Annotated in this window: 1 pseudogene; it reads right to left on the bottom strand. The window is 81.8% G+C overall.

The annotated features are described in order from the left end of the window. Positions 1–1,227: pseudogene (locus ACYVPE_RS39790) on the bottom strand (hypothetical protein); the annotation flags it as partial. Positions 1,228–1,396 lie beyond the last annotated feature (169 nt).

The following is a 1,396-nucleotide window of genomic DNA, read 5'->3' as shown; positions in this document are numbered from 1 at the left end:
CGGCACCGGCGCGGGCGGCGGGTAGCCGTAGCCGGGGGCGGCGGCGGGCGGCGCGGCCGGAGCCGCCGGAGCCGGCTGGGCGGCCGGGACCGGACCCTGCACCGGCTGCGGGAACCCGTAGCCGCCGGGCCCCTCGGGCTGCGGCACGACCGGAGGCTGGGGCTGCTGTTGCTGCGGGGGCTGTGGCAGGGCGGGCTGGGCCGGTTGTGCCGGCTGTGGCCAGTGCGGTGCCGCGGGCGCGGCCGGGGTGGCGGGCGCCGGCAGCGGGGGCAGCGCCGCGGCGACCGGCGGCGGGAAGCCGTAGCCGGCCGGGGCGTTGGAGCCCGGCTGCTGCTGCGTGGGTGCCGGCGTGGGGGTGGCTGGTGTGGGCGTGGGCGTCGGCTGGGCCGGCGACTGGCCGGGCTCTGGCCACCGGGGCAGTTCGGGCAGCCCGGGCGCGGCGCCTATCGGTTGCCCGACGGCTGGCCGTGCCTCCTCCGACGGCCCGCCGCCGGGCGTCGGCAGGGCCGGCAGGCCGAGCGGCGCGGCCGGGGGCGCGGGCGTGGCGGGCGGCTGCCGCGGCTCGTCGTCCTCGCGCACCTCGTCGAGCATCTCGGGACCCTGCTCGGTCTCCGGATCCTCCTCGATCTCGAGCGCGGGCTCCGTCGCCGGCCTGGCGAACTCCACCTGCACGGGCGGCTCGGGCACCGACTCGGGGCGCTGCGGCGTGAAGATGGCGGTGTTCTCGGAGAGGACGAGGCCCGCGCCGTCGGTGGCCGACGCCGACGCCGGGGTCGGGGTCGGGGTCGGCTCGGCCGGAGCCGGGCCGCCGACGCGGAAGTCCGGTGGCAGCGGCGGCAGCCCACCGGGCAGGGCGGGGGGCGCGGCCGGCGGCGTGGCCGGGGGCGCGGGCGCCTCCGCCACGGGCTCGGCGGGCTCGGGGGCCACGGCCGTCTCGGGCTCGGGCTTGGGCTCGGGCGCCGAAGCCTCGGTCACCTTCCGCACGGCCTGGGGCGAGATCAGCATCGTGGCGCCCGCGGGCTCCTCGTCCGCCGGTTCCTGGGCCACCGGCTCCGGATCCGGGCGCGGGGCCTCGTCCCGCGCCGGCTCGGGTGCCGGGACGGGAGCCGGCGGCGGGGCGCCCATCATCGACGCGGGCGGGGGCCCGGGGAACACCGGCGGTGGCACGGCGACCGGCGGCGCGACCGGAACGTCGGGGGCCGCCGCGGCCTCGGGCGCGCTCGGCACGACAGGGGCCGCCGGTACGGCTGGTGCGGCCGGAGCCACCGGTGCGGCGGGTGCCGCCGGCGCGGGCGGCGGGAGTGGCGCGCCGGGCACCGGTGGCGGAGGGCCGGGGAAGGCCGGCGCGGGCGCGGGGGGCTGCTGAAGTCGGAGGCCAAGCGGTCTTAGGAAGACA

The organism is Streptomyces mayteni, assembly GCF_054783955.1.
Note: the sequence above shows the minus strand (reverse complement) of the source record. Positions and strands in the feature narration are given on the sequence as shown.